The following is a 24,544-nucleotide window of genomic DNA, read 5'->3' as shown; positions in this document are numbered from 1 at the left end:
TTTAATCTTCGCAAGTATCGTTATATTCTTCTTCTGTTAGCAAGTCAGTAAATTGTAGATCATCATCAATTTTAATTTTGAAAAACCAACCATCTTCTAATGGAGAATTATTAATTATTTCCGGTTCATCAAGTAGCTTTTCATTAATCTCGATAACTTCACCAGTAAGAGGTGAATATACATCAGAGGCTGCCTTGACAGACTCCACTATTGCAGACTCTCCCTCTGCTTCTAACATATCACCAACTTCTGGCAACTCTACAAATACAATATCTCCGAGAAGATCTTGTGCGTGATCACTGATCCCTACAGTAAGAATTCCTTCTTCGTCTATTCTGCCCCATTCATGACTTGATAAATATCTCACTTCGTTATCTGAACTCATACTTTTTCCTTGAAAATAACTTTTCCCTCTTTAATAAATTTCGGTGAACCTATTATAGCTTTTACTCTTTTACCTCTAATTTCAGCAAAACAAGAAGTGCTATCACTTTTTGGTAATCTTGCTAATGCTATAGGCATCTTTAGGCTTGGTGAGTAAGTTCCGCTAGTGACAACTCCGCGTGCATGATTCTCTTTCTCAAGGTGTATTTTCTGTCCTTGCCTTAGGATCACCTTTTCGTCTGTAATTATACCAACAAGTTCTTTAAGATCATTTGATTCTTTCTGTTTTATTAAACTTTCTTTACCAAAAAAATCTCTTTGCTCATCTTGCCAACAAACTGTCCAGCCCATATTACATTCGAAAGGCGAGATGGTCTCATCCATCTCAAAACCATACAAATTCATTCCAGCTTCAAGTCTAAGTGTATCTCTAGCTGCAAGGCCGATTGGTTTGGCTCCTTCACTGATTGCTATATTCCAAAGATCTATGGCTTTTTCATTAGGCAGTATCACTTCAAAACCTAATTCCCCGGTGTAACCGGTTTTTGCTGCAAAGATATCATCTTGAAAAATTCCTTGCTGTCTCTTTTTCTCTTTAAGAAAATCTATTGGTGCAGGAAAGTTCTTAAGGACATTTGGAGATTGAGGACCTTGAATAGCGACCATTGACAGATCATCTCTTTCTAGCATATTTACTTCATATTCTTTAGCCCTCGCAGATATCCATTTTAAGTCCTCACCTCTGGTTGCACAGTTAACAACCAGTCTAAATCCTTTATCCATGCGATAGGCTATTAGGTCATCTATTACAAAGCCTTTATCGTTCAACATAGCAGAATAAAGACCAGAATAGTTCTCTTGAAGTTTTCTTACGTCATTTGCAATCAGTTTTCTGATAAAAAGTTCGGATTCGCTGCCTTCAAAATCAAGAATTGTCATGTGAGATACATCAAAAATACCACAACCTTGTCTCACTGCATGGTGCTCTTCGATTTGAGAGCCATAATTAATTGGCATATCCCAGCCATGAAAGTCTACCATTTTAGCCTTGGCTTCCAGGTGGTTTTGATATAGAGAAGTTTTCTTATTCAAGGGTCTTTGCTGAACGTAGATTGTACTATTTCCTCTAAAATATGTCTCACGGAATATGATCTTTATCCCCCATTTATGTGGATAAGTTTGTTAACGGATTCTTGATAGTCAATTATTATCAGCTTAAGAAGTGATTGTATGAAATTTGATCATACGTCTTTTATATATCTATCGACTAAAGCCAATGTTAAAATCTCATTTTTTTTAAATCCAACTCAAATAAATGGACTATCTTTCAAAGTTTGAAGAGCTCAAATCTAAGGAACTTTCACTAGATCTTACTCGGGGCAAACCATCATCAGATCAGCTTGATTTATCAAATGGATTGATGAGTTTCTCCGAAAATGACTTTTTATATGATGGTGTCGATATAAGAAATTATGGCGAAATTAAAGGCTTAGATTCTTGTCGTGAGTTAGGAGCAGAGATTTTAGGATGTTCCAAAGAATATGTATGGGCTGGAGGCAATAGCAGCCTATCTTTAATGTCTCAATTTATGTCTTTTCTATTTGTAGAGGGCATTGGAGAGGGCCCTTGGAATAGCAAGAAAAGAGTATCAGTATTATGTCCCGTCCCTGGTTATGATAGACATTTTAATCTCTGCGAAAAATTCGGTATTAATATGATCCCAGTTTCTTTGACAGGTACTGGACCTGATTTAGAGGAAGTTAAAAGATTAATTGATTCAGATGATTCTATTAGAGGGATGTGGTGTGTACCAAAATACTCAAACCCAACTGGAGAAATTTACAGTCATCAGACAATAGATGGTTTACTTGAAATCTTTAGCAAAACAAAAAATAAAACACTGATATTCTGGGATAATGCTTACGCTGTTCATGATCTGTACGGTGACCCATCTTTTGATGACATATTTGCTATGGCTAAAACCAAAGGCTGCGAAGATGTGGTTGTCCAGTTTGGTTCTAGTTCTAAGATCACTTTTGCTGGTGCTGGAATAGCATTCATTGCTATGTCGCTTAATAATCAGAATATTTTTCTACCATTCTATTCTTCCTTAATGATAGGTCCTGATAAATTAAATCAAGCGAGGCATGTAAGATTTTTTAATCAAGTTGATTTAAAGGATCATATGAAAAGACATGCTGACATAATCAAGCCTAAGTTTGATCTTGTTATCAATAAATTAGAGTCACAAAAATTTGGGAAATGGACAAGACCTAAAGGAGGCTATTTTTTACTTTTCGAAGCTAACAAAGGCTTAGCAAAAAAAATAATTAACTTGGCTTCAGAGCTTGGGTTGAAACTAACTCCAGCTGGAGCTACTCATCCTTATGGCATAGACGAAGAAGACAGATTTATCAGAATAGCTCCCACAGCCTGTTCTTTAGATGAGCTAGATACTGCTATGGATGTTTTCTTATGTTGTATAGGTTTGGCCTATGAACAGGCCCAGTAAAAGTCTAGTTTTTACTATTTTCCAGTATCTCGTAAGACTTTCCATCAAAGCCCCCAAAGAAAATTGGAACATCAGGATGTTCTACTGGAATACGACTATCATCAACTAATAGATTCTGCTGAGAGACATACGCAGAATAAAATACTTGATCATTCTCAGCAAATACGTGATAAAAAGGCTGATCTTTTTTAGGTCTTATGGCAACTGGAATTGATTGATACCATTCTTCAGTATTATTGAATTCAGGATCGACATCATAAATCACTCCTCTAAAGTCGAGGTATTTATGCTTAACAACTTGTCCAAGCGCGTATTCGGTCTCGATAGTTTTTTTCATCAAATTAAATCGTTTAAGTTTGTATTTAGATCGGAAATTACCTTGGGTTTTATTTTAACTTTATTTGCTACAAGCTTTCTACTAATTAAGAACTCTTTTGGATTATTTATTGCGTCAACAGCTATTAATTCCTCATCTTTAGTATAAAAAAGCATGAATTTGGCATCATTAGTGTTACCCCTCATGGTAACCACGTCATGATCGCCAGAAAGTCCAACAATCTGAAGCTTGTGATCATATTGATCTGACCAAAACCAAGGCACTTGATTATATTCCATCGGATTATTCATCAAAGAGGAGGCTACAGTTTTTGCTTGCTCCATAGCATTATGAACTGACTCTAATCTAAGATTCTTATTTAAAATTTTATTAGGATGATTTGTGCAATCTCCACAAGCATATATATTTTTAAAGTTAGTTTGACCAAATTCATTTACGATTATTCCATTGTCACAATTGATACCAGCTTCTTCTGCAAGCTCTATATTAGGAACAACGCCAGCACCAATAAGTACAGAATCTGCTTTCACTTCAGTACCATCAGAGCAAACTACCTCCAACGAATCAGATACTTCATTAATAGTTTCTAAGCTGGTATTGAAATGGAATTTAACCCCATAACTTTTATGCAGATTTAAATAATATTCAGATATCTGAGGGTCAACTGTTCGATTCATCACTCGATCAGCCATTTCAATAATAGTGACTTTTTTATTCTTTTTTGCCACGATTGCTGCAGCTTCAAGTCCGATATAACCAGCACCTATGATTACTAAATTTTCACTAGTTTCTAAATCTTTTTTTATTGCCTCGGCATCATCTAGATCTCTCAAATAGAATATTGATTTAAGCTCACTGCCCGGAAAATCTAGATATCTAACTCTACTGCCAGTAGCAAAAACTAATTTATCAAATTCAAGCACTGAATTATCTGAGAGGTAAACTTTTTGATTATTGATTTCCAATTTTTCAGCAGATAACCCAAGATAGAGTTGAACTTTATTTTCTTTAAAAAATTCAAGTTTCTTAAAATATAGTCTTTCTTTGTTGAGACTATCTTCTAGAAACCCTTTCGACAAAGGCGGTCTTTGATATGGAAGGTGTTCCTCTTCTCCAACTAAAGTGATTGAGCCAGAGTAACCTTCTTTCTTTAAAGTCGAAATGCATTGGATAGCGGATTGTCCCGCTCCAATAATAAGTAAGTTTTCCATGCTAAAAAAAGTTCTCGATTATTTCTTTGAAACTATCTAAAGTCTACATTTAATTTATAAATAAGGGAGAAAAAAATGATAGGAGTAGTTGCTACTTTAAAAATTAAAGAAGGTTCTGGAGCAGATTTCGAAGCCGTAGCATCTCAATTGGTTGAGAAAGTGAATGCAAATGAAGATGGTGTGGTCTATTACGATTTATATAAAGAAGATGACACAACTTATGTTTTTCTTGAAAGATATAAAGACCAAGAGGCACAAGATGCTCACGGGAAAACTGATTATTTCAGAGAGCTTGGTGCAAAAATGGGTGCATTCATGGCAGGGGCGCCTGAAATAAAAATGCTTCAATCAGTCTAATTACATGATGTGAGGTCTCGAGAGATACTCTCTTGACCTCATTTCTTCAAGACGACTAATAGTTCTCTTGAAAGGTTCAGATAACCTTTCTCCTGCATACAATTCACTTAATCCCGTCTTCATAGAAAGGATTAGGTTTACATTTCTCTCGTAACATTCGTCTACTAAAGCGATAAACCTTCGTGCTGAATCATCATTAGATGATTGAAAGACCGGAACATCAGATACAAAGAGAGTATGAAATTCACTGCAAATTTCAATGTAATCCTTAGCACTTCTGGGACCTTCGCAAATCTCGCTGAAAGATAACCAAACGGAACCTTGTGAAAGCTTTATTGTCTTAATCTTTCTTCCAAGAACTTCAATATTTTCTCCTTCAAGATAGTCATCATTTGTAAGTTCTGAAAAATTTGATTCAAGTTCACTTGCCCCTTCCTCTTTTTTCCCAATGACAAATATTTCTAGTTGTTCTAGAGTTCTAAGACGATAATCTTGCGCAGAGTCTAATTCGTAAATCTCACAATTTTTCTTGATTGATTCAATTGCAGGCAGGAATCTACTTCTGTGAAGACCATCTTTATAAAGATTATCGGGATGAGTATTAGAAGTAGTAACTAGAGTTACTTTTTTTTCAAATAGTTCGTTAATGAATCTACCAAGAAGCATAGCATCACCAATATCCTCAACATAAAACTCATCAAAACATAACACTTCAGTATCTTTAGATATATTGTCGGCTGCAATCTTAAGTGGGTCTTTCTTTCCTGAAAGCTCATCTAGATCTTCATGCAGTAATTTCATAAACCTATGGAAATGAATTCTTTTCTTCTTTTTCAAATCTAAAGTTTCAAAGAAGATATCCATCATTTGAGTTTTGCCTCTTCCGACTTCTCCTCTGATGTATAACCCTTTTATACTTTTACGTTTAAACCAAGACTTAGAGCGCTTTATTAGAGCCCCATTTAATTTATCTAGCTTGTTAAGGAGAGTTTTTTGCTCTTTATCAAAGCTTAGTTGCCCATCTGCAATCAAGTTGGAATAAAGATCGGTGGGCTTCAATGTGAGAAATAAACTATTTATTGGGTTTTTTTAGAAGCAATGAAGGCGTCCTTTCCAAATAGTCGATATATTCTGGATCAGAGCCCCATTTTTTCATTCCTCTATTTTCAAGCATCGGAATGCCGCTTATTCTTGTTAAGAGAACATAGACAAAAATTGGAGAGATGAGGGTGACTAACTGCCACCCGCTCAATACTGGAAGTGCTATTAAAGTCAGTCCTGCCCATAAGGTGATTTCTCCAAAATAGTTGGGATGTCTAGACCAGGCCCAAAGACCAGAAGTTATATATTCTTTTTCTTTATTTTGTTGTTTCTTGAAATCCCTTTTTTGCTTATCAGCAATAACCTCAATCGAAAAGCCTAGAATCCATAAAGCTAATCCCAGATAAGCCATGACTCCAAGAGGAATATTTACATTAGATGTAATTGCAGCTAATCCTGCTGCCATTGTTAGAAAGACCCATAGACCTCCCAAAGTCCAAGTCATGATGTACCAATGGAATTGAGTTTTCATGATTGTGAATCTTCCATCTTTCCCATCTTGTTTAACTCTTGAGAAAAGAAATGTCCCAAGTCTTACAGCCCAAATCACTATCAAAACACCAATGAGTAAGTCCCTAGGGTCCATAGATGGATTGAGATAAAAACCCAAACCTATAGCACTAAGATAAGAAATTGAACCTGTTAGATCAAAATAATGTTCTGTTTGATAAATATAAGAGGGTATGAATATTATCCAGTGCAGCAAATAGCTAACACTTGCACATATAGCAAATAGTGCTACTCCGTTGTAGAGCTCTGACCCTTGACTGCCCGCTAGAGCAATAATGACTCCTAAGGCTATACTTATAAATGTTGCTGGTATGGTTACAGTTCTTTTCATGTGTATCTCTATTAGTTATTAGGTCATTAGAAGGAACAATAACCTTCTTTTCAAGTCTTTAATTTAAGGTTTCTTTGAAATCTTTTCTACAAGTGTGAGTCCTATCCCTACACAAGGGCCAATACCAAAAACAAATAGAACCGTCCCAATGCCTACAACTCCGCCAAGGAACCATCCCGAAATTACAGCCGACAATTCTAAAATGGTTCTTATTAGCGGTATTGAAGTACCAGTCTGCTTTTGTAGCCCTATCATCAAGCCATCTCTCGGTCCGGGTCCAAGATTACTGATCAGGTAGATTCCACTTCCCAAACCTACAACAAATATCCCCATGCATGCTTGTAATAGCTTTAAGTAAGTATCATTTGGTTGGGGCAGATAAGGCAAGGTTAAGTCTATAGTAGAAGCAATAATAATTGCATTAAGAATCGTTCCAATTCCAGGAACTTGCTTAAGAGGTAACCAGAAGATAAGGATTGTAATACTTATTAGGAAAGTTGTTGTACCCACAGAAAGATCAGTCTTTGTCGAAATACCTTGTGCCAAAACAGTCCAAGGACTTACGCCAGATCCGCTTCTTATGATAATTGCCTCACCCAAACCAAAGAAAAATAGTCCAGTAATCAACATAATGACTGTATAAGATCTCGGCTTAGTATTGAGTGGAAAGTCAGAACTCCAACTCACAGACGGCACTTCTTTGATGGTGAAAATTCTTCTCAGAAATCTCATGTAACCTCTAAATTATGTTTTGAAATCAGCTGAATCTAGTTTAATCTCTCCAGGAGATTAACACAGGAAATTTGCAATGATCACATTAATTATTCTCTCTTTATTACTAACCTTAATTCAACTTTTAACTCCAGCAGTACTGAATAGCAAAAACTTAGATTTTCTCATCTCAAATAGAGAAGGTTCTGTTGAAGAGGCCCCAGTTGTTGGTCGAACCAGAAGAGCAGGGTCTAATATCTTAGAGAGTTTACCTGCATTTTTAGCACTAGCCATTCTGTCTATAGTTTTGGAAATTGATAATTATAATCTAGCGATGTTTTGGCTAGGCTCAAGGGTGCTTTATTACTTCACTTATATGTTTGGTATTTTGTATCTTAGAACACTTGTTTGGGGAGTCTCTATTGTTTGTCTGGTAATGATGGCTATAGCGTTGATTTGAAACGAGGTGTCGTATTTCCTATCAGATCACGAGAAACTTCAATATAAGAATGATGGTTATATCCTTAGAGAAAATCAGTTTTCTTCAACTGAAATAGATATTTTCAGGAATTTCTTTGAGACTACTGTTTCTAAAGCTCACTCAATAGCCGGAGAGGGCAAAGAGTATTTCTTAGATGCAAAGAGATTTGTTGATATTGATTACTTGACTCTTCAATTTGAACCAGAGCCTCATGAAAATTTCTTAAAAGTTATCGAACCAGCTCATTCTCTCAATTCAGATCTTGAAAAGATTATTGCAGATAGAAAATTAACTGATCCAATAAGATCTATCTTGTCTCTAGATGAAGTTAGTTTATGGACGGATAAGCTGAACCTTAAGAGACCAAAAATTGGGTCAGGGTTTGGCTGGCATCAAGATTCACCATACTGGATTCATGATAGTGAAGATGTCGATACTTTGCCTAATGTTTATGTCTGTTTAGATGATGCTAACGAATCAAATGGATGTTTCAGTGTTATTAAAGGTAGTCATAAGAAAGGTTGTTTACCTGGAACATTTGATAATTCTCAATTAGGAGGGTTTTTTACGGACCAAGATACATTCGATATCGATGATGCAGTTGATTTAATAGCCTCAGCGGGATCTCTAATCTTTTTTAATCAACATATAGTTCACGGCTCGAAGCCTAATCAATCTAATCAAGAGAGGAGGGCGTATATCGTGACCTATCAACCAAAAAATAGAGCCATGCTCAAATCTGGCGAAGTTAAGAATATTTAGGGCCATGCTTTCTCCATGCTCCTCTTTTTAGTGAGACAAAAATCATAGTGCCGAAAATCATCATTGCTATCGAAGAGGATAGGAAAATCGACTCTATACCAAATCCTAAGATATAAATTGAAATACTTCCTCCTAAGCCTGCTATCAAAAATCTTGCAATCGTCGCCACTGTCGGCCAAAACATTGCGTTAGCGCCTTGAGAAGCAAAATATAGAGAAAGACCTATCCCTTGAAAGGCATAAAAAGGGCCGACAATTTGAATATATTTTTTTGTGACTTCGTAAGCTTTTGGGTCATCAGTAAAATAATGGATCCACAAGTCAGGAAAAAAGGCCAAAGAAAAGCCTATAAGCACTGAAACTAAACCCGCCATTGATCCACCATAATTACCAACTCTCTCTGCTCTCACTATGTTATTAGCGCCTATATTCGCACCCACAATAGATGTCATGGCCGTGCCAATCCCAAAAATAAGAGGAATCATAAGAAATTCTACCCTCGAACCAATGCCATATCCTGCAAGAGCTTCTGTTCCGAAGGTTCCAACTAAACCGGTCAACACTAATATTGTGCCTACAGTTAGAAGTGGAGAGGCCGATGCTGGAATAGCTACCTCAAAGATATTAGAGAATAGCGGTTTGCTCAAAATTAATTTTTCTCGTTTCAGCATCGCCGGAACTGAGGTAGATAATAGCTTCATGACAATTATCGATACCATAATCATACTGCTGATCAAGGCAGCGATAGCGGCACCAGCGACTCCTAGTTTAGGAAATCCATACCACCCCAAAATAAATCCTCCAGAGAGAAGAACTTGTAGAAGAGAAGCAATGATCATGAGTGTTGCAGGAAAGCGCATATTTCCCATTCCTCTTAAGACGGCACTTAAACTTCCTGATAACCATATAAGTATTCCTCCGAAGAAGAGAACTGAGCAATACAAATAGGATTCTTCAAGAATTTCTCCTCTACCTCCCAGTAAATAAAGAAGACCTTTCCCAAATAATAAAAATAAAATTAAAAAGGTAAATGCTCCAGAAATCGAGATAACTATTGAATGCCAAATTAATTTTTCTGCGCGATCTATATCATTAGCCCCCATACTTCGAGCTATAGCTGAGCTGATAGCCCCTCCGAGTGCGCCACCGGACATAGTTTGTGTTAGCATCAATAATGGAAAAGCAAGCGCTACTGCAGCAAGTGACTTTGTTCCCAACTTACTAATAAACCAGACTTCTGTAAGTACAACTATTGATTGGATAAAAAAAGCTAAGGTATTTGGAGCTGACATTCTTATCAGCAATGGCACGATCGGTTTTGTAAGAAACTCTTGGGTTCTGTTATCCACTAATCCTTTAGCTTATTTTCTTGAAGATTCTTTTACTAGCTTTTCAGGTGTGGCTAAAGTTGCATATTTATCTTTTGAATCACCAAATAACTTTTCAGGAGATACTGACTCCAATTTGCCTTCTTTGTCATTTGGATCCGTAAAGAATCCAAGAACATACCCCCCCTTTGAGTAGCCAATCAAAGAACGAAGTTCAGAAGTAAATTTTTTAGCGACTTCTGGAGGATATGAGAGATATTGATTCTCTTGCTGCCTTAACCAGCTAGGTGCATAGTGCAAGAAAATTCCTAATCTAGTTTCCTCAGTTGTGTTAGTTCCACCACCATGTAATACCGATCCAGTATAGATAAATACAGATCCTGCTTTCATTTCTGCATAAGCAATTTCTTCAATCTGTGGTTGTCTATTTTTATCCCATTTATGCGATCCAGGAACTACTTGTGTTGCTCCATTTTCTTTAGTGAAATCATTAATTGCCCAGACGGTACTGAATTGTGTTTCAATCTTTCTTGGAATATACCCTCCCCAAACTCCCCGATCTCTGTGAAGAATTTGACTTGATTCTCCCGGTCCAATTTGAATAGCAGAAGAGAAATGCAGTTGATAATTTTCGCAGTGAGGTCCCAAAAACCCGTCTGCTAGTTTATTAATTAATGGATCCAGCGCTAAATTTTGACATGTTTCTGATCTGGCCAATAGAGCACCAACTCTTTTAGTCTCGAAACCAGTGAATTCATCTTGGCCATTGTTAGTAACATTCAGGAAGGGTCGAAGATCTTTTTTAATTTGAGCTAAGTCTGCTGATTCAAGAAAGTCATCAATAATAACACCCGCATCCTCATCTAAAATATTTAATATTTCTTCTACCGGAGTGACGGTTGTTACGTGCTTTATATTCCCCACAGATAGAGTTTAAACCAAAACGAACTTATATGTAATTCAGGATAAAATTAGAAATTATTTGTAAAACTCTATTATTTCATTATTCATGAATTCTATATCTTCAGCTGAAAAGCCTGCTCCAGCTATGTGACCCCAAAGTGAAGGAATTACTTTAAGCTTAACCCCAGGAATCATGCTAGCTTCTCTGGTTAATGCATCAATATGAAAGTACATATCCGTTTCGCTCGGCATATATAAGACATCGGCTTTTATAGATCCTAATGCTTCTGAATAATTACCATTAAATCCAGGTGTATTTCCAATATTATTATTTTGCCAGGTTCTAGCTAGGGCTATAAGATTATTGGCATCCCAGGTTAATACAAATTCTTCAAACCAATCTATAACTTCATCGGTATCTTTCAAGCCCATTTCTTTATAGAGGCCTTGTCGATACCATTCTTGAGACCAGCCCCAACTGGCCCAGTGCGCTCCTCCTGCTCTGAGTCCTACTTCAGGTGGGGACATATACTGACCATTCTCAAAAGAGGCATCTGCTTTTATTGCAGATATAAAACCTTCCAGTCTTACTATGCCGTGCGGATACTCTACTGCTGAGCCTGCTATACCCACTATTTTTTCAACAAAATCTGGATAACTTACAGCCCACTGAAAGGCCTGTTGAGCTCCCATTGAGAATCCTACAACACCTTTTATCTTTTTAACTTTAAAGAGTTCAGTAACTAATTTATATCCTGCCTTCACATTGTCTCTTATTGAAATTAAAGGGAAATTCGGCCCATCAAATGGAGGCAGGGTATTGCTTGGTGAGCTAGACAAACCATTTTGAAACATATCTGTAGCAACTATGAAATATTTTTCAGGATCCAGAGCTTTCCCAGGTTCAATTAAAAAATCAAATCCATGATGATCACCAAGGTATGCAGAAGGAACAACTATTAAATTATCCTTTTCCTTATTTAATTTTCCATGAGTTACATAAGATAACTTAGCATTTGGTAATGTGATTCCACTCTCTAGGTCAAAATCTCCTAGATTGAATATCTTGTGATTACCCTCAGCATAAAAGAGTGGGCTACATAAAATTAAAGTTATCAGAATTGGGAATTTTAGAATTTTTATCATTTTTGATTATTAGGTTTTGGAAAATCTGTCTGTTGTTTCTATTAGTAGGTGTGTTATTTCCTTTTCGAATGCAGAATGACCTGAAAAAGGAGCTATTTTTAGTTCAGATTCTGGCCATCTCGAATGTAGCTCATAAGCAGTCGTAGGAGGGCATACTACATCGTATCTTCCTTGAATTATTACAGCAGGGATGTCTCTGATTTTATCGATATTATCGAGAAGTTGATTTTCATTTTCCAAGAAACCATTATTCACAAAGTAATGGTTTTCAATAAGAGCAAAAGCTAATGCAAATTTGCTGTCCACAGAATCTTTTACAGCTTCGGGATTATGATTAATAAAACTAGTAGATGCCTCCCATTTAGACCAGGCTTTTGCAGCTGATAATTTTTTTTCTTCATCATCTCCATTAAAGATTTCCCTATAGGCATCAACCAAATCGCCTCTCTTTTCTTTTGGAATTTCGTTCAAAAATCCCTGCCATGCTTCCGGATATAATTCGCTTGCTCCATATTGATAGAACCATTGGATTTCTTTATGTCTCAACATAAAGATACCCCTTAAAACAAGCTCTGTTACGTTTTGAGGATGACTCTGTGCATAAGCCAATGCGAGAGTACTACCCCAAGAACCACCAAAAACAAGCCACTTATCTATGCTTAATTTTTTTCTTATTGACTCAATGTCTTCAACTAGGTGCCAAGTAGTATTATTTTCAAGACAAGTGTGGGGTTTGCTTTTTCCACATCCTCTCTGATCGAAAAGAACTATGCGATATTTCTTAGGATTAAAAAATCTTCTAGAAAAGCTTCCAGCACCTCCACCAGGCCCACCATGAAGGAATACTGCAGGTTTACCTTTGGGATTCCCGCATTGTTCATAATAAATTTCATGGATTCCTTGCTTTATATAGCCGGAATCATAAGGTTCGATTGGTGGATATAATTTATTTTCTTTATTAAAGAACTTCATCTACTTTTTTGTAAAAATTTACAATATCCTCGATCAAAATAGGTATAACTTCTTTGGGTAAATTATGACCCATATCTTTGTAAACCTTAAATGTTGAGTTTGGTATGAGTTCTGAAGTAAGCCTTCCATAACTTACGGGTATTAAAGCATCATCTTCTCCATGAAGTACCAGCGTTGGTACGGAGATATTTTTTACAATATCAGACCTGTCTCCGGCCTTAAAAACTGCAGTCAATTGCCTAGGCATTGCCCTTGGATAAAAGCCATATTCTCGCGCACCTTCTGTATCAACATTTTCCATATTTCTTAGATTTTCTTGATTTCCTTGTGAAATCTCAGAGGTTTTTGGAATTCTAGGAGATGACATAAGTGACACTAAGCTGGTCGTCTTATCTGGAAATTTGGACGCTATTATTTGAGCTATCATGCCTCCCATAGAAGCTCCAATTATATGAGCCTCTTCAATATCTAAGTGGTCTAATAATGCAATACCATCATATGCCATATCTTCAAGTGTATATGGCGCATTAAAACCAATACCCAAGGAATAAAGAAAGTACTTCCAATAAAGATTAGGTCTTCCTAGCCTATCTAACTTCTCACTATCCCCTGTATCTCTATTGTCAAAGAGGATAACCCTGTACCCAGAATCGACAAGTCCATTGACAATGGTTTCTCCCCAAACTTTATGTGATGCCAGTAGGCCCATTACCATTAATACAGGTGGATCTTCCTCCATGCCAATACTTTTATAAGCAAGCGAGATTCCATTGATCTCTGCAATTGTCGTCTCTTGATCTAATGTGTAGTTTGAATAAACATTCAGAGAAGCGAACGAAATGAGGTATAAGACTAGGAATTTTTTCATTTGGATATTGAAATAACTAATCAATATTTTTTTCATTTAATTTTTTTCTAAGAAGATATAAAGCTCCAGAAATTGCAAAACACATCAAAGAAGATAAGAGATTTACTATTAGCAGTTCTCCTTGGAAATTCGTCAATGAGACGCTTATTAAATAAACACCTATCAGTAAAAAGAAGGTACAAAAAAAGAAAAGTAAAAAAGATATAGTTTTAATAAACATTTATTCACTAATTATAGGAGAGTTTGGAGTTCTAGTTCTAGGTCTTTCATAACAATTAAGCAGAAAGCCACACCATAGAGATTACAAATATCACTACGCATAATAAAAATATCAATGGAGCTTTCATACTTCTAAATAATATAACCTCTAAACGCTACAAGACCTATTGGTAGAACCATGCCAAACACATAGCCCCAGAAGATAATCACTCTAGCATCTAAACCATTTAAATCTTTAGGTCTTTCCCATTCAGCAAGAAAAAGGAACTTTGTGAAAAATAGGGGGATTAGGGTTATAACAAAAACAATTAAAGCGGGATAATACATATCAAATTTCAGTAAGTGGTTAGGTGTTTCATTTATCTGCTATATCCAGCAATTAGTGGATAGAATTCAAAAGGCAGTCCAAAATCCATAAGCAAATTTTTAACATCAGCATCTACATTTCCGTATACTTTTATGCTTTCGATAGCAAAGTGTTCATTAAAAGATTTAAAATCGTTTTCAAAGATTCCACCTTCAGAAACATTTTCTAGATGTCTAACTATTGCTTGTGAATCTTTCCATCTTAGTATTTCTATGACTTTGTCGTCTGCTTTAAAAAACTTCCATCCGAGAGTGTCTGGCTCATTTTTATCGACTATGCTCTGATAGTATTCAGCAAACTTAGCAGTTTCTTGCTCATTTTTAAGCGGGCTAAATTCTTGATAAAAAATTATTTCATTTTCGTAATCTTCAGCCCAAGCATTAGCAGAGAGTATTAAGGTTAGTGAGAGAAGTAGGTGTTTCATTAGGTAGTCTTAATTATGTTTAAAATTTTCATTAATATATTCTCTTAGAGACATAACTTCTTCACGAATCTCTTCTCGAAGTTCTTGTGATACCTCTAATCTTCTTTCTTTGGCATGCTCTATCTCTACTTCGATAATCTCAAGTTCATTTCCTAGAGTATTTGTTAGGTAGTCATCAATTCTTTCCAAGGCTTCGTTGAAAGATTCAAGTACTTCTTCTTGAGCATCTAGCCTGTCATTTATATCAGACTCTAATTTCTCAATCTTATCTTCGACATCTTCAAGAGTTAGTTCTTCGTCTTCTTGCATAAGTTATCTATGAATTAAATATAACTAAAAAGACCATAGTTACAAAAGCAACTGCAAACACTAGCTAATTATCTTTCCTTTCTTTGCCTCTAAACAAATAGTAGCATCCGAAAGCAACTGAAAGGGCTATTAGGAATATAAGCATATCCATCAATCAAACTCCTCTAAGTCATGTATCTGGAAATACTTTCTCTTTAATTGATTCTTTTCCCGGTGTTGGTGTCCTTTAATCCCATTAGAAACTTTAACCTCTTTATCTAGAACAAGGTCTCTTGGATTGGGTAGTTTTAACATGATTCTTACTCTACTACTTTACAACCTTTTTTGGCTAAAAATGTTTGAGCAGTTCATATACTCCCCCGGTATGTGGCATGGCTCATGCGTACCCATCAAACATAAGATGAAACTAACCCGAACAGATTTATAGATTGCGAAAGCTTTTGATATAGATGTGGTGACTATGTGGTGACTTTTTCTATTTGGCTAATAGACTATCAAGCTGAAACATGCTTGGGAAGTGGTGCCCAGAGGTGGAATCGAACCACCGACACAAGGATTTTCAGTCCTTTGCTCTACCGACTGAGCTATCTGGGCATTTAAGGTGTTGCGATTGTATACAATTAATTGACTCTAAAAAAGTAGGTTTTACTCAACTGGCTTGAACCCCGTTGGTTTTGCGTAATCTTTTCCTGACAGAAAAAGATCCATTTGCTCATTTAGCCATTTTCGAGAGTCCCTATCTGCAAGGTTTATTTGACCTTCATTAATGAGCATCTTTTGGTGTTCCAACCATTCCTCCCAAGCTTTTTTTGATACATTATCAAATATGTCTTCACCTTTTTGTCCTGGATAGGGAGGTTTATCCAATCCCTCTAACTCTTCACCGTATTTCTTACAAAAAACTTTGCGCATCTTCAATATGATCTTTTAAAATTTTAGTTACAGGCATTGGCATGCCAATCTCTGATAATTCTTTGTTATTAAACCACACTTTATTATTATCTAGATTTTGGAAATCTTCGTTTAATCTCACTAAAGTAGTATCTATATCTAATTTATAGTGAGTGAAGGTGTGTTTTAGCTTTAAATGCTGTTCTATAAATTCATAACCTTTGGGGAGTCTTTTAATAAATTCTTTTCTTGATTCTATTTCATCAAAACTTATAAAGGTCCATAAACCTCTCCATACACCTTTTGAGGTTCTATTTTCCAAGAGAACTTCACCTTCTTTATTTTGCAAAAGCAGCCAATAGAGCTGTTTGCTTGGTTTCTTTTTTGAAGGAGATTTAAGAGGAAGTGAATCTTGAATACCTTCTTTGAATGAGAGGCATGTTTTATTTAATGGACAATTTTCACAGTCAGGACTCTTTCTTTTACAAATCAAGGAGCCCACATCCATAATTGCCTGAGTATAAATATCGCATTCTTGATGAGGCAAATTCTTAGAGGCTATTTCCCAAAGATTCTTAATTGTCTTAGTAGAATCAATAGGTTCCTCCACTTTAAAATATCTAACTAATAGTCGCTTTGCATTTCCATCTAGAATAGGAGCTTTTTGTTTAAAACCTAAAGAGAGAATGGCCCCAGCAGTCGATTTTCCAATTCCAGGCAATGATTCTAATTTTTGCGAGCACTGAGGCATCATGGAATTGAAATCATCTTTAAGAATCTTTGCAGTCTTAAGTAAATTCCTTCCCCTTGAGTAATAACCTAACCCTGACCAGTAACTTAAAACTTCGTTTTCATTGGATTCGGCAAGTGAATTGATATTAGGGAACCTATCTATAAATCTCAGGTAATAAGGTATTACCGTTTGTACTTGAGTCTGCTGAAGCATGACTTCAGATATCCAAACTTTATATGGATTTGTTTGAATCTGCCAAGGCAAATCTTTACGACCTGATTTCTTGTGCCATTTGATCAGTTTTTTACTAAGTTCAGACATACAAATATTACGTTAATTGTACTAGTAATGAAGAACTTGAACATATTAGATATAATGCGCGCCCTTATTGGAATTTATTATGCGAAAGGTAGTTGTAAATAGAGATACTTCGGAGACCCAAATAGCTATTGAGCTAAATCTAGACGGGACAGGTAAAACAGAGTTTGATACCGGATTACCTTTTCTTGAACACATGCTTGATCAGATTGGTAGACATGGAATGATTGATCTTAGTATTAAAGCTAAGGGCGATTTACATATTGATGATCACCACACTATCGAAGATATAGGTATTTCATTAGGAGAAGCTTTTAATAAAGCAATAGGAGATAAGAAGGGCATAAGAAGATATGGTCAGTCCTATATCCCACTAGATGAGGCTCTTTCAAGAGTGGTATTAGATTTTTCTGGAAGACCTGGATTATTCATGAAAGTCGATTTTGTCAAAGAAGAGGTTGGCGGTATTGATGTCAACATGTTTGAGCACTTCTTTCAATCACTCAGTAATCACGCATTTATGACTCTTCACATTGAGAACTTCTATGGTGAAAACACTCATCACCAAATTGAAACCATTTTTAAAGCTTTTGGAAGAGCATTAAGGATGGCTCTGGAAATAGATTCAAAACAGGCCGATATTATCCCTTCAACAAAAGGAGCTTTGTAGGGCTTTAATAGATGACACAAATTGCTGTTATCGATTATGGAATGGGTAATCTGCACTCAGTGAGCAAGGCCCTAGAGGCTGTCTCGCAGAAAGAAAGTATAGTCATAACTTCTGATCAGGAAGTGATAAAAACTTCTGATAAATTAGTTTTTCCAGGAGTGGGTGCCATTAAGGATTGCATGGAGGCCTTTTCTATCGATTTAAAAGAGACAGTACTTGAAGAGGTTAAAAAGAAACCTACTCTCGCTATCTGTGTAGGTATGCAAATGCTTTTAGAATCAAGTGAAGAAAATGGTGGAGTTGAAGGGTTGGGCTTGTTGAATGGAAAAGTATGTAAGATTCAGTCTAATAAAGATATCAAAGTCCCTCATATGGGATGGAATCAGGTTTATTATCTAAAAGAGCACTTTCTACTGAAGAATATTATAGATTCCAGTTATTTTTATTTTGTTCACAGTTATTGCTGTCCTTCATCTAAAGATGCTCTTACCGAAACAATTCATGGTGAAAAGTTTGTATCGTCCTTTGCGAAAGATAATATTTTTGCTGTCCAGTTTCATCCTGAAAAGAGCCAAAGTGCAGGATTACAGTTATATAAAAACTTCTTGGATTGGAGTGTTTAGATGATCGTAATTCCAGCAATAGACTTAAAAAATGGGAAATGCGTTAGGCTGCGAGAAGGGAAAATGGATGAAGAAACTATATTCTCTGAAGATCCAATCTCAACAGCTGGCTCTTGGTTTTCTCAGGGAGCAGAAATTCTACATATAGTTGATTTAGATGGTGCTGTTGAAGGTAAACCCATGAATCAAGAAATCATATTTTCTATCATTTCAGAGTTTCCGGAAGAAAGAATACAAATAGGAGGAGGTATTAGAAGTTTTGAGTCGGCATCGGAATATTTAAAAGCTGGGATCGAGAGGGTTATTATGGGCACTTCTGCTGTTGAAGAGCCCGATATGTTAAAAGACTTTTGCGTTAAGTACCCAAATCGCTTGGTTCTAGGCATTGACGCCCTTGATGGTATTGTAAAAACTCAGGGCTGGCTAAAGGGTTCTGAAATTTCTCCTGCCGAGTTAGTCAAAAAATTTGAGGATGATCCTATCGCAGCTATTATCTTCACTGATATATCAAAGGATGGAATGATGATAGGACCCAATATCGAGGCTACATCGGACTTAGCTAACCAAACAAAAATTCCTGTAATTGCTTCTGGAGGTGTTTCCTCTCTAGATCATATTATCCAACTTGATGATAGAAAGAATATCTCAGGTGTAATATGTGGAAGAGCACTATATGAGAAAGCTTTTACTTATGCCGATGTTCTCGAGGTACTAGGAAACTAACTATGTCAGTTGCAAAGCGCATTATTCCCTGTCTTGATGTAGATAAGGGTAGAGTAGTGAAGGGAGTAAATTTCTTAAATATCCGTGACGCTGGTGATCCAGTCGAGATTGCAAAACGATATGATACCGAAGGAGCTGATGAAATCACTATGTTAGATATTACTGCCAGTCACGAGACTAGAGACACGACTTATAAGACTGTAGAAAGTATAGCGAGCCAGGTTTTTATCCCTCTTACCGTTGGAGGTGGAGTAAGGAAGATAGAAGATATTAAGAAACTTTTAAGATCTGGTGCAGATAAGGTAAGCATAAATACTTCAGCAGTAGAGAATCCTGGCTTCGTGCAGGAAGCGGCTGATAAATTCGGATCACAATGTATTGTTGTTGCTGTTGATGCTAAAGCCAAGACAGATAAAGATAATACATGGGAAGTTGTTACTTACGGAGGCAGGAATAGAACTGGTATAGATGTTTTAGAGTGGACCGAAAAAGTTACTGAATATGGAGCAGGTGAAATTCTACTTACCAGTATGGACAGAGATGGAACAAAAGAAGGTTTCGATAATAACTTGGTTTCTAAAGTCTCTTCAAGAATATCTATTCCTGTTATAGCCTCTGGTGGAGTGGGAAATCTTGATCATTTAATAGATGGAGTAAAAATTGGAGGCGCTGAAGCAGTTTTAGCAGCAAGTATCTTTCATTTTTCAGAGTTCTCCATTAAAGATGCCAAAGAGGCTATGAAGGCTTCCGGTATTACTGTTAGGTTTTAATCAACCCTAAGAAAGTCTCCATTCGAAAATTCATAAATTAAAGGGTCCCCAGTAGCTATTTCTAATTTCACAATCTCCTCCGAACTAATTTTCTCTAAATGCATTACCAAAGCCCTCAAAGAATTTCCATGAGCTGCAACTAAGATATTTAAGCCTTTCTTAACCTTTGGCATGATTTCGCGTTCAAAGTAAGGAAGCACTCTCTCGGCAGTATTTTTTAGACTCTCTCCGCCTGGCGGAGGGACATCGAAAGATCGTCTCCAAATATGGACTTGTTCTTCTCCCCACTTCTCTCTCGCTTCGTCTTTATTTAGTCCTGCTAGGTCTCCATAATTTCTTTCATTAAGAGACTGATCTTGAATTATTTCTATATCTTTTTGGTTTATCTGTTCTAGGATCAAGCGACCGGTTTCTTGAGCCCTAAATAGATCTGAAGTGAACATTAGATCGAACTTTAGATTTCTTATATCCAATAGCTCTCCAGCTTTTATTGCCTCCCGAATTCCTAGATCAGTTAATTTAGGATCTTTCCAACCTGTAAATAGATTTTTTGCATTCCATTCACTTTGACCGTGTCTGACCAGAACAAGTTTTGATTTCATAATATTATTAAAAGTTTTTATATTTTAACTTAGTAATCTATATAATCCTGTCCCGAAATGAATAAATTCTTTGTATTTATCAGTGATAATTTTTTGGCTGTCTTAGTCCTATTGACACTCATATTCGCTTTGATTGTTTATGAAAGAAGAAAAGGTGGTAATAAAGTAGACAATTCAGAGATGACAAGGTTGATCAACAAGGAAAGTCCTTTTATTTATGATCTAAGAAGCTCTGCTGAATATGGAGCTGGAACCGTTGCAGGCGCTATGAATCTTCAACCTAGTAATCTCTTAAAAGAAGATGCACTCTTTAAGGCTGGCGAAGAAGATTGCATCATTCTAATTTGTAAAAATGGTACTGTTTCTTCCAAAGCCTCAGGAGAGTTAAAAAAGCAGGGTTATATAAACGTAAATGTTCTTTCTGGTGGGATGATGAACTGGACACAGAGTGGCATGCCCCTTGTAAAAGCAAAATAATTAGCTATCTAAGCCAAGCTCTTTAATTTTTCTAGTTAAAGTATTCCTTCCCCAACCGAGCAATTCCGCAGCTTCTTTTTTTCTTCCCATAGTTTTATTGAGCGCGACTTTAATGATGGTTCTCTCAAAGTCTGGTATAGCTTCTTCAAGTAAATTGTTATTACCTTTTGCTAAATAATTCTCTGACCAAGACTGTAAGACCTTAGTCCAATCATTCATATTTTCTATATTTTCTACTTTGAGATCATCGGGTAAATCTTCCAATTTTACTTCTCTAGTTGGAGACATGACTGTGAGCCATCTACAAGTATTTTCTAGTTGTCTGACATTACCCGGCCAAGAAAGAGTCATAAAGTAGTCTTCTACCTCTGCAGAAAGATATTTTTTTTCTTCAGCAAGTTCATCAGAAGATTTCTTAAAGAAATGTTTTACTAAAGTTGGAATATCTTCTTTTCTTTCATTTAACTTCGGTAAGGATAGTTTAATTACATTAAGTCTATGGAAAAGGTCCTCTCTAAAATTTCCAGCTTTAACTAAATCTTCGATATTTTGGTGCGTTGCTGTAATGATCCTGACATCAACTTTTATCGGCTCCCTGCCACCAACCCTATAAAATTCTCCGTTAGAAAGTACTCTCAAAAGTCTAGTTTGAGTTTCAAGTTGCATATCTCCAATTTCGTCTAGAAATAAGGTACCTCCATCTGCCTGTTCAAATCTTCCGATCCTTCTTTCATCTGCACCAGTAAAAGCACCTTTCTCATGCCCAAAGAGTTCTGCTTCTAGGAGTTCCTTCGGAATATCTGCCATATTTAGGGCAATGAAGGTTTTATCTTTTCTAGGACTATGCTGATAAAGGGCTCTGGCAACAAGCTCTTTTCCTGTACCAGATTCGCCATTTAGCAAAACGGTAGAATTTGAATTTGATAACTTACCAATCGCTCTGAAGACTTCTTGCATCGCAGGCGCTTCTCCAATAACCTCAGCCTGAGTTTCTGTTGGTTCCTCCCTATTAATCTCATCAGCTGATGTAGCCCTTTTAACCATTGATAATGCTTCCTCAATATCAAAAGGTTTAGGTAAATATTCCCACGCACCATGTTCATAAGATTCAACAGCACTATCTAGATCCGAATGAGCAGTCATGACGATAACTGGGATTTCTGGTCGAAGTTCTTTTACTTTATCGAGTAGGTCTATTCCACTAGGTCCGGGCATTCTAATGTCGGTAAGTATGAGATGCGGATTTTCTGTTTCAAGTTTCTTAATAACCTTATTGGCTGAATCAAAAGTTTGCACATCCATTCCTCCATCAGAAAGACCTTTTTCAAGAACCCATCTGATTGATTCATCGTCGTCGACTACCCAAACATTTTTATCCATTGCTAGTTTTTAAGTCTATATCTTTTTGAATATTTACTGGAATATTAATAAAAAATTCTGTTCTGTTAGGCTCACTTGTAAAGTGTATATTGCCCTTATGTTGAGAAATGATGCCTTGTGTAATAGAAAGTCCTAATCCAGTCCCTTTGTCTTTGCCTGTGATCATTGGAAAGAATATAGAGTCTTTAATTTCCTCATGAATACCTGGTCCATTATCTATTATCGATATCTTGCAAACCATTGCATTTTTTTCGCCGTCAATCATTTCTCCATGAGAAATCCTTGTTACAATTTTTATTTCAGGATTGGGTATTTTTGAGTCAATGAGTGCATCCCGTGCATTCTTTGTAAGATTGAGTATGCTATTTTCGATCAAATAACTATCAATAAATAGATCTGGAATGCTGGGATCAAAATCTTTAATTATCTTGATATCTTTATATCCAGACTCGTTATCTATAAGGTTAAGAACATTTTCTATAGGATAGTGAATATTTTGAAACTGAAAATCTGGTTTTTTATTCGGTCCCAAAATATTATCCACAAGGGAAGTCAGTCTATCCGTCTGCTTTATTATTATATCCGTGTATTCTTGCAAATTTTGATTGTCCAGTTTATTGCTTAGCAGCTGAGCAGAACCTCTAATGCCACTTAAAGGGTTTTTTATTTCATGTGCTAGGCCTCTAACAAAATCTTGAGATATCTGTTGATTTGTTTTCATTCTGTATCTTTCGATTAATTCAGAAGAACTTTCTTTATCTATTATTTCAAGCATTAAGCCTTTTTCATTATTGTTTTCTATTGAATGAACTATATAAGTACAAAAAACCTTTCTTCCTTTCTTTAGATTTAGAACGGTATCTGTTTTGGTAAAATTTCTATTGAGTTCTAAAGCACCAACAAAATCATTAATGCTTTCAGGTTCTTCATAAAAAATTTGGTCAATGGTGTTGCCAATCGAGTTCTTCTCTGTTGTATCGAGAATTGATAGGGCTGAGGAGTTTATAAAAATTATCTCTAGACTATCGTCAAGAATGACAATGCCAGTGCTGAGCTCTGAGAGAAAAGATATATTCACTCTAAAAGTATATCCGGAGAGCTAGTCTCCGGATATTAAATTTACGAACTTAAGAAGTTAATGTTCCGACTATATGCGCAACAATTTTGTAAGGATCTGCATTAGAGGCAGGTCTTCTGTCTTCTAAGTATCCATTCCAATCATGTTCAACAGTGTAGATAGGAATCCTGATACTCGCTCCTCTGTCACTAACTCCGTAAGAGAACTGATCTATGCTTTGAGTTTCGTGTAATCCTGTTAGACGCATATCATTGTCGGATCCATATAGAGCTATTCCTTCTTTGTGCACTTCTCCTAACTTATCACACATAGAACTAAATAGTTTTTCACTACCAGAAGTTCTCATCTCTTCATTGGAAAAGTTAGTATGCATTCCTGATCCATTCCAATCACCTGTTTTTGGCTTAGGATGGATGTTTACTGATACGCCGAATTCCTCAGCAACTTTAAAGAGTATATATCTGCTCATCCAAAGATCATCAGCAGCTTTAATTCCTTTTCCAAAGCATTGATATTCCCATTGGCCTAAAGCAACTTCGGCATTTGTGCCGGTTAGCTCAATACCAGCATCTAGGCAAGCATCTAAATGTGCATCACTTATTTCTCTCCCTTTGACGTTGGCCGCTCCAACTGCACAGTAGTATTCTCCTTGTGGCCTAGCAGGAGTTCCATCTTCCCAACCGAGTATTGTTCCATCAGGATTAGTTAAGAAATATTCTTGTTCAAACCCAAACCACCATTCATCCGTCACAACAGAAGCTGCTGCTGCTCTAAAGTTTGAAGGGTGAGTTTCATGCTCCCCAGTTTCAACTTCACACAAAACCAAGGAACCCTCATTTGTTGGATTCTCGTATTGTTGAACTGGTAAAAGTATACAGTCAGAGCTCCCTCCTTCTGCTTGTAAAGTGGAGGAACCATCAAAAGACCATGCAGGTGGCTCTCCGTCTGTTACTTTAACTTTACTTCTCAAGTTAGCTTCAGGCTCATAACCGTCGAGCCATATATATTCATATTTTGTCATTAATTTCTCCATTCTTTATTAAAAGC

General features: G+C 36.4%; 29 protein-coding genes and 1 tRNA gene. 9 read left to right on the top strand and 21 right to left on the bottom strand.

All coding sequences use genetic code 11. The features are described from left to right. Position 1 precedes the first annotated feature (1 nt). Together gcvH and gcvT are read right to left on the bottom strand one after the other, a co-directional pair. Positions 2–385, bottom strand: coding sequence for a glycine cleavage system protein GcvH (gene gcvH / locus M9C83_07710; GenBank protein URQ66524.1), 384 nt, complete (start codon positions 383–385; stop codon positions 2–4). Beyond that, a complete protein-coding gene (gene gcvT, locus M9C83_07705) occupies positions 382–1,476 on the bottom strand; it encodes a glycine cleavage system aminomethyltransferase GcvT (GenBank protein ID URQ66523.1) in 1,095 nt (364 codons plus the stop codon). The genes gcvH and gcvT overlap by 4 nt, the downstream gene beginning before the upstream one ends. 223 nt (positions 1,477–1,699) lie before the next feature. Between gcvT and M9C83_07700 the strand changes: the two genes are divergently transcribed. Beyond that, positions 1,700–2,896, top strand: a complete 1,197-nt coding sequence (locus M9C83_07700) for an aminotransferase class I/II-fold pyridoxal phosphate-dependent enzyme (protein ID URQ66522.1) — start codon at positions 1,700–1,702, stop codon at positions 2,894–2,896. Between the two features lie 4 nt (positions 2,897–2,900). Here M9C83_07700 and hspQ read toward each other — a convergent pair whose 3' ends face one another. Both hspQ and M9C83_07690 read right to left on the bottom strand, forming a co-directional pair. Next, positions 2,901–3,233 (bottom strand): heat shock protein HspQ, encoded by a 333-nt coding sequence (hspQ, locus tag M9C83_07695; protein ID URQ66521.1) that lies wholly within the window; start codon positions 3,231–3,233, stop codon positions 2,901–2,903. Further along, a complete protein-coding gene (locus M9C83_07690) occupies positions 3,233–4,444 on the bottom strand; it encodes an FAD-dependent oxidoreductase (GenBank protein URQ66520.1) in 1,212 nt (403 codons plus the stop codon). Before M9C83_07690 ends, hspQ begins: the two co-directional genes overlap by 1 nt. 75 nt (positions 4,445–4,519) lie before the next feature. On the opposite strand from M9C83_07690, the gene M9C83_07685 reads away from it, so the two are divergent. Further along, positions 4,520–4,801 carry an antibiotic biosynthesis monooxygenase gene (locus tag M9C83_07685; GenBank protein ID URQ66519.1) on the top strand — a complete coding sequence of 94 codons (282 nt, stop codon included), beginning with the start codon at positions 4,520–4,522 and terminating at the stop codon, positions 4,799–4,801. On the opposite strand, the gene zapE is transcribed toward M9C83_07685, so the two are convergent. The 3 genes from zapE to M9C83_07670 all read right to left on the bottom strand — a co-directional run bounded on the left by zapE (position 4,802) and on the right by M9C83_07670 (position 7,475). Then, positions 4,802–5,860: a cell division protein ZapE gene (zapE, locus tag M9C83_07680; GenBank protein ID URQ66518.1), complete on the bottom strand. Its 1,059-nt coding sequence runs from the start codon at positions 5,858–5,860 to the stop codon at positions 4,802–4,804. 13 nt (positions 5,861–5,873) lie between these two features. Then, positions 5,874–6,743, bottom strand: coding sequence for a DUF1295 domain-containing protein (locus M9C83_07675; GenBank protein ID URQ66517.1), 870 nt, complete (start codon positions 6,741–6,743; stop codon positions 5,874–5,876). Between the two features lie 63 nt (positions 6,744–6,806). Next, the gene (locus M9C83_07670) at positions 6,807–7,475 is read right to left on the bottom strand and encodes a hypothetical protein (protein URQ66516.1); all 669 of its coding nucleotides are present in this window, start codon (positions 7,473–7,475) and stop codon (positions 6,807–6,809) included. A 76-nt stretch (positions 7,476–7,551) separates the two neighbouring features. On the opposite strand from M9C83_07670, the gene M9C83_07665 reads away from it, so the two are divergent. Beyond that, positions 7,552–7,914 (top strand): MAPEG family protein, encoded by a 363-nt coding sequence (locus M9C83_07665; protein URQ66515.1) that lies wholly within the window; start codon positions 7,552–7,554, stop codon positions 7,912–7,914. A 6-nt stretch (positions 7,915–7,920) separates the two neighbouring features. Beyond that, a complete protein-coding gene (locus tag M9C83_07660) occupies positions 7,921–8,697 on the top strand; it encodes a phytanoyl-CoA dioxygenase family protein (protein URQ66514.1) in 777 nt (258 codons plus the stop codon). Here M9C83_07660 and M9C83_07655 read toward each other — a convergent pair. From M9C83_07655 to mutY, 10 genes are all read right to left on the bottom strand, one after another. After that, positions 8,684–10,045 (bottom strand): MATE family efflux transporter, encoded by a 1,362-nt coding sequence (locus tag M9C83_07655; protein ID URQ66513.1) that lies wholly within the window; start codon positions 10,043–10,045, stop codon positions 8,684–8,686. The genes M9C83_07660 and M9C83_07655 overlap by 14 nt on opposite strands. A 12-nt stretch (positions 10,046–10,057) precedes the next feature. Further along, positions 10,058–10,948, bottom strand: coding sequence for a phytanoyl-CoA dioxygenase family protein (locus M9C83_07650; GenBank protein URQ66512.1), 891 nt, complete (start codon positions 10,946–10,948; stop codon positions 10,058–10,060). 54 nt (positions 10,949–11,002) lie between these two features. After that, positions 11,003–12,073, bottom strand: coding sequence for an alpha/beta fold hydrolase (locus tag M9C83_07645; GenBank protein ID URQ66511.1), 1,071 nt, complete (start codon positions 12,071–12,073; stop codon positions 11,003–11,005). Positions 12,074–12,082: 9 nt separating this feature from the next. Continuing rightward, a complete protein-coding gene (gene pip, locus M9C83_07640; protein ID URQ66510.1) occupies positions 12,083–13,045 on the bottom strand; it encodes a prolyl aminopeptidase in 963 nt (320 codons plus the stop codon). Further along, complete coding sequence (locus M9C83_07635; GenBank protein URQ66509.1) at positions 13,032–13,913, bottom strand: alpha/beta hydrolase; 882 nt, start codon at positions 13,911–13,913, stop codon at positions 13,032–13,034. The genes pip and M9C83_07635 overlap by 14 nt, the downstream gene beginning before the upstream one ends. A gap of 578 nt (positions 13,914–14,491) precedes the next feature. Next, on the bottom strand, positions 14,492–14,923 hold the full coding sequence (locus M9C83_07630) for a hypothetical protein (protein URQ66508.1): 432 nt from the start codon (positions 14,921–14,923) through the stop codon (positions 14,492–14,494). 9 nt (positions 14,924–14,932) lie between these two features. Next, positions 14,933–15,232, bottom strand: a complete 300-nt coding sequence (locus M9C83_07625) for a hypothetical protein (protein ID URQ66507.1) — start codon at positions 15,230–15,232, stop codon at positions 14,933–14,935. Positions 15,233–15,750: 518 nt separating this feature from the next. After that, a tRNA-Phe gene (locus M9C83_07620) sits at positions 15,751–15,826 on the bottom strand. Positions 15,827–15,877: 51 nt separating this feature from the next. Next, complete coding sequence (locus tag M9C83_07615; protein URQ66506.1) at positions 15,878–16,144, bottom strand: oxidative damage protection protein; 267 nt, start codon at positions 16,142–16,144, stop codon at positions 15,878–15,880. Then, positions 16,125–17,177 (bottom strand): A/G-specific adenine glycosylase, encoded by a 1,053-nt coding sequence (gene mutY, locus M9C83_07610; protein URQ66505.1) that lies wholly within the window; start codon positions 17,175–17,177, stop codon positions 16,125–16,127. Before mutY ends, M9C83_07615 begins: the two co-directional genes overlap by 20 nt. 79 nt (positions 17,178–17,256) lie before the next feature. Between mutY and hisB the strand changes: the two genes are divergently transcribed. The 4 genes from hisB to hisF are packed head-to-tail and all read left to right on the top strand — an operon-like array spanning position 17,257 to position 19,960. Continuing rightward, a complete protein-coding gene (hisB, locus tag M9C83_07605) occupies positions 17,257–17,844 on the top strand; it encodes an imidazoleglycerol-phosphate dehydratase HisB (GenBank protein ID URQ66504.1) in 588 nt (195 codons plus the stop codon). An 11-nt stretch (positions 17,845–17,855) separates the two neighbouring features. After that, positions 17,856–18,467, top strand: a complete 612-nt coding sequence (hisH, locus tag M9C83_07600) for an imidazole glycerol phosphate synthase subunit HisH (protein ID URQ66503.1) — start codon at positions 17,856–17,858, stop codon at positions 18,465–18,467. Further along, the gene (gene hisA / locus M9C83_07595; protein ID URQ66502.1) at positions 18,468–19,190 is read left to right on the top strand and encodes a 1-(5-phosphoribosyl)-5-[(5-phosphoribosylamino)methylideneamino]imidazole-4-carboxamide isomerase; all 723 of its coding nucleotides are present in this window, start codon (positions 18,468–18,470) and stop codon (positions 19,188–19,190) included. Between the two features lie 2 nt (positions 19,191–19,192). Next, entirely contained in the window at positions 19,193–19,960 is a 768-nt protein-coding gene (gene hisF, locus M9C83_07590; GenBank protein URQ66501.1) for an imidazole glycerol phosphate synthase subunit HisF, read from the top strand. On the opposite strand, the gene M9C83_07585 is transcribed toward hisF, so the two are convergent. Then, positions 19,957–20,562, bottom strand: a complete 606-nt coding sequence (locus M9C83_07585; protein ID URQ66500.1) for a 2,3-bisphosphoglycerate-dependent phosphoglycerate mutase — start codon at positions 20,560–20,562, stop codon at positions 19,957–19,959. The genes hisF and M9C83_07585 overlap by 4 nt on opposite strands. 57 nt (positions 20,563–20,619) lie before the next feature. On the opposite strand from M9C83_07585, the gene M9C83_07580 reads away from it, so the two are divergent. Beyond that, complete coding sequence (locus M9C83_07580) at positions 20,620–21,039, top strand: rhodanese-like domain-containing protein (protein ID URQ66499.1); 420 nt, start codon at positions 20,620–20,622, stop codon at positions 21,037–21,039. On the opposite strand, the gene ntrC is transcribed toward M9C83_07580, so the two are convergent. From ntrC to M9C83_07565, 3 genes are read right to left on the bottom strand one after another with little or no spacing between them, the layout of a single operon-like run. Next, positions 21,040–22,419, bottom strand: a complete 1,380-nt coding sequence (gene ntrC / locus M9C83_07575; GenBank protein URQ66498.1) for a nitrogen regulation protein NR(I) — start codon at positions 22,417–22,419, stop codon at positions 21,040–21,042. Then, positions 22,412–23,497, bottom strand: a complete 1,086-nt coding sequence (gene glnL / locus M9C83_07570) for a nitrogen regulation protein NR(II) (GenBank protein ID URQ66497.1) — start codon at positions 23,495–23,497, stop codon at positions 22,412–22,414. The genes ntrC and glnL overlap by 8 nt, the downstream gene beginning before the upstream one ends. Before the next feature lie 49 nt (positions 23,498–23,546). Continuing rightward, complete coding sequence (locus M9C83_07565; protein ID URQ66496.1) at positions 23,547–24,530, bottom strand: glutamine synthetase beta-grasp domain-containing protein; 984 nt, start codon at positions 24,528–24,530, stop codon at positions 23,547–23,549. Between the last annotated feature and the right edge of the window lie 14 nt (positions 24,531–24,544).

This window comes from SAR86 cluster bacterium (assembly GCA_023703575.1).
Taxonomy (GTDB): Bacteria; Pseudomonadota; Gammaproteobacteria; order Magnimaribacterales; family Magnimaribacteraceae; genus Magnimaribacter.
The sequence above is the reverse complement of the archived record's forward strand: the minus strand, read 5'-3'. Positions and strand labels throughout refer to the sequence as shown.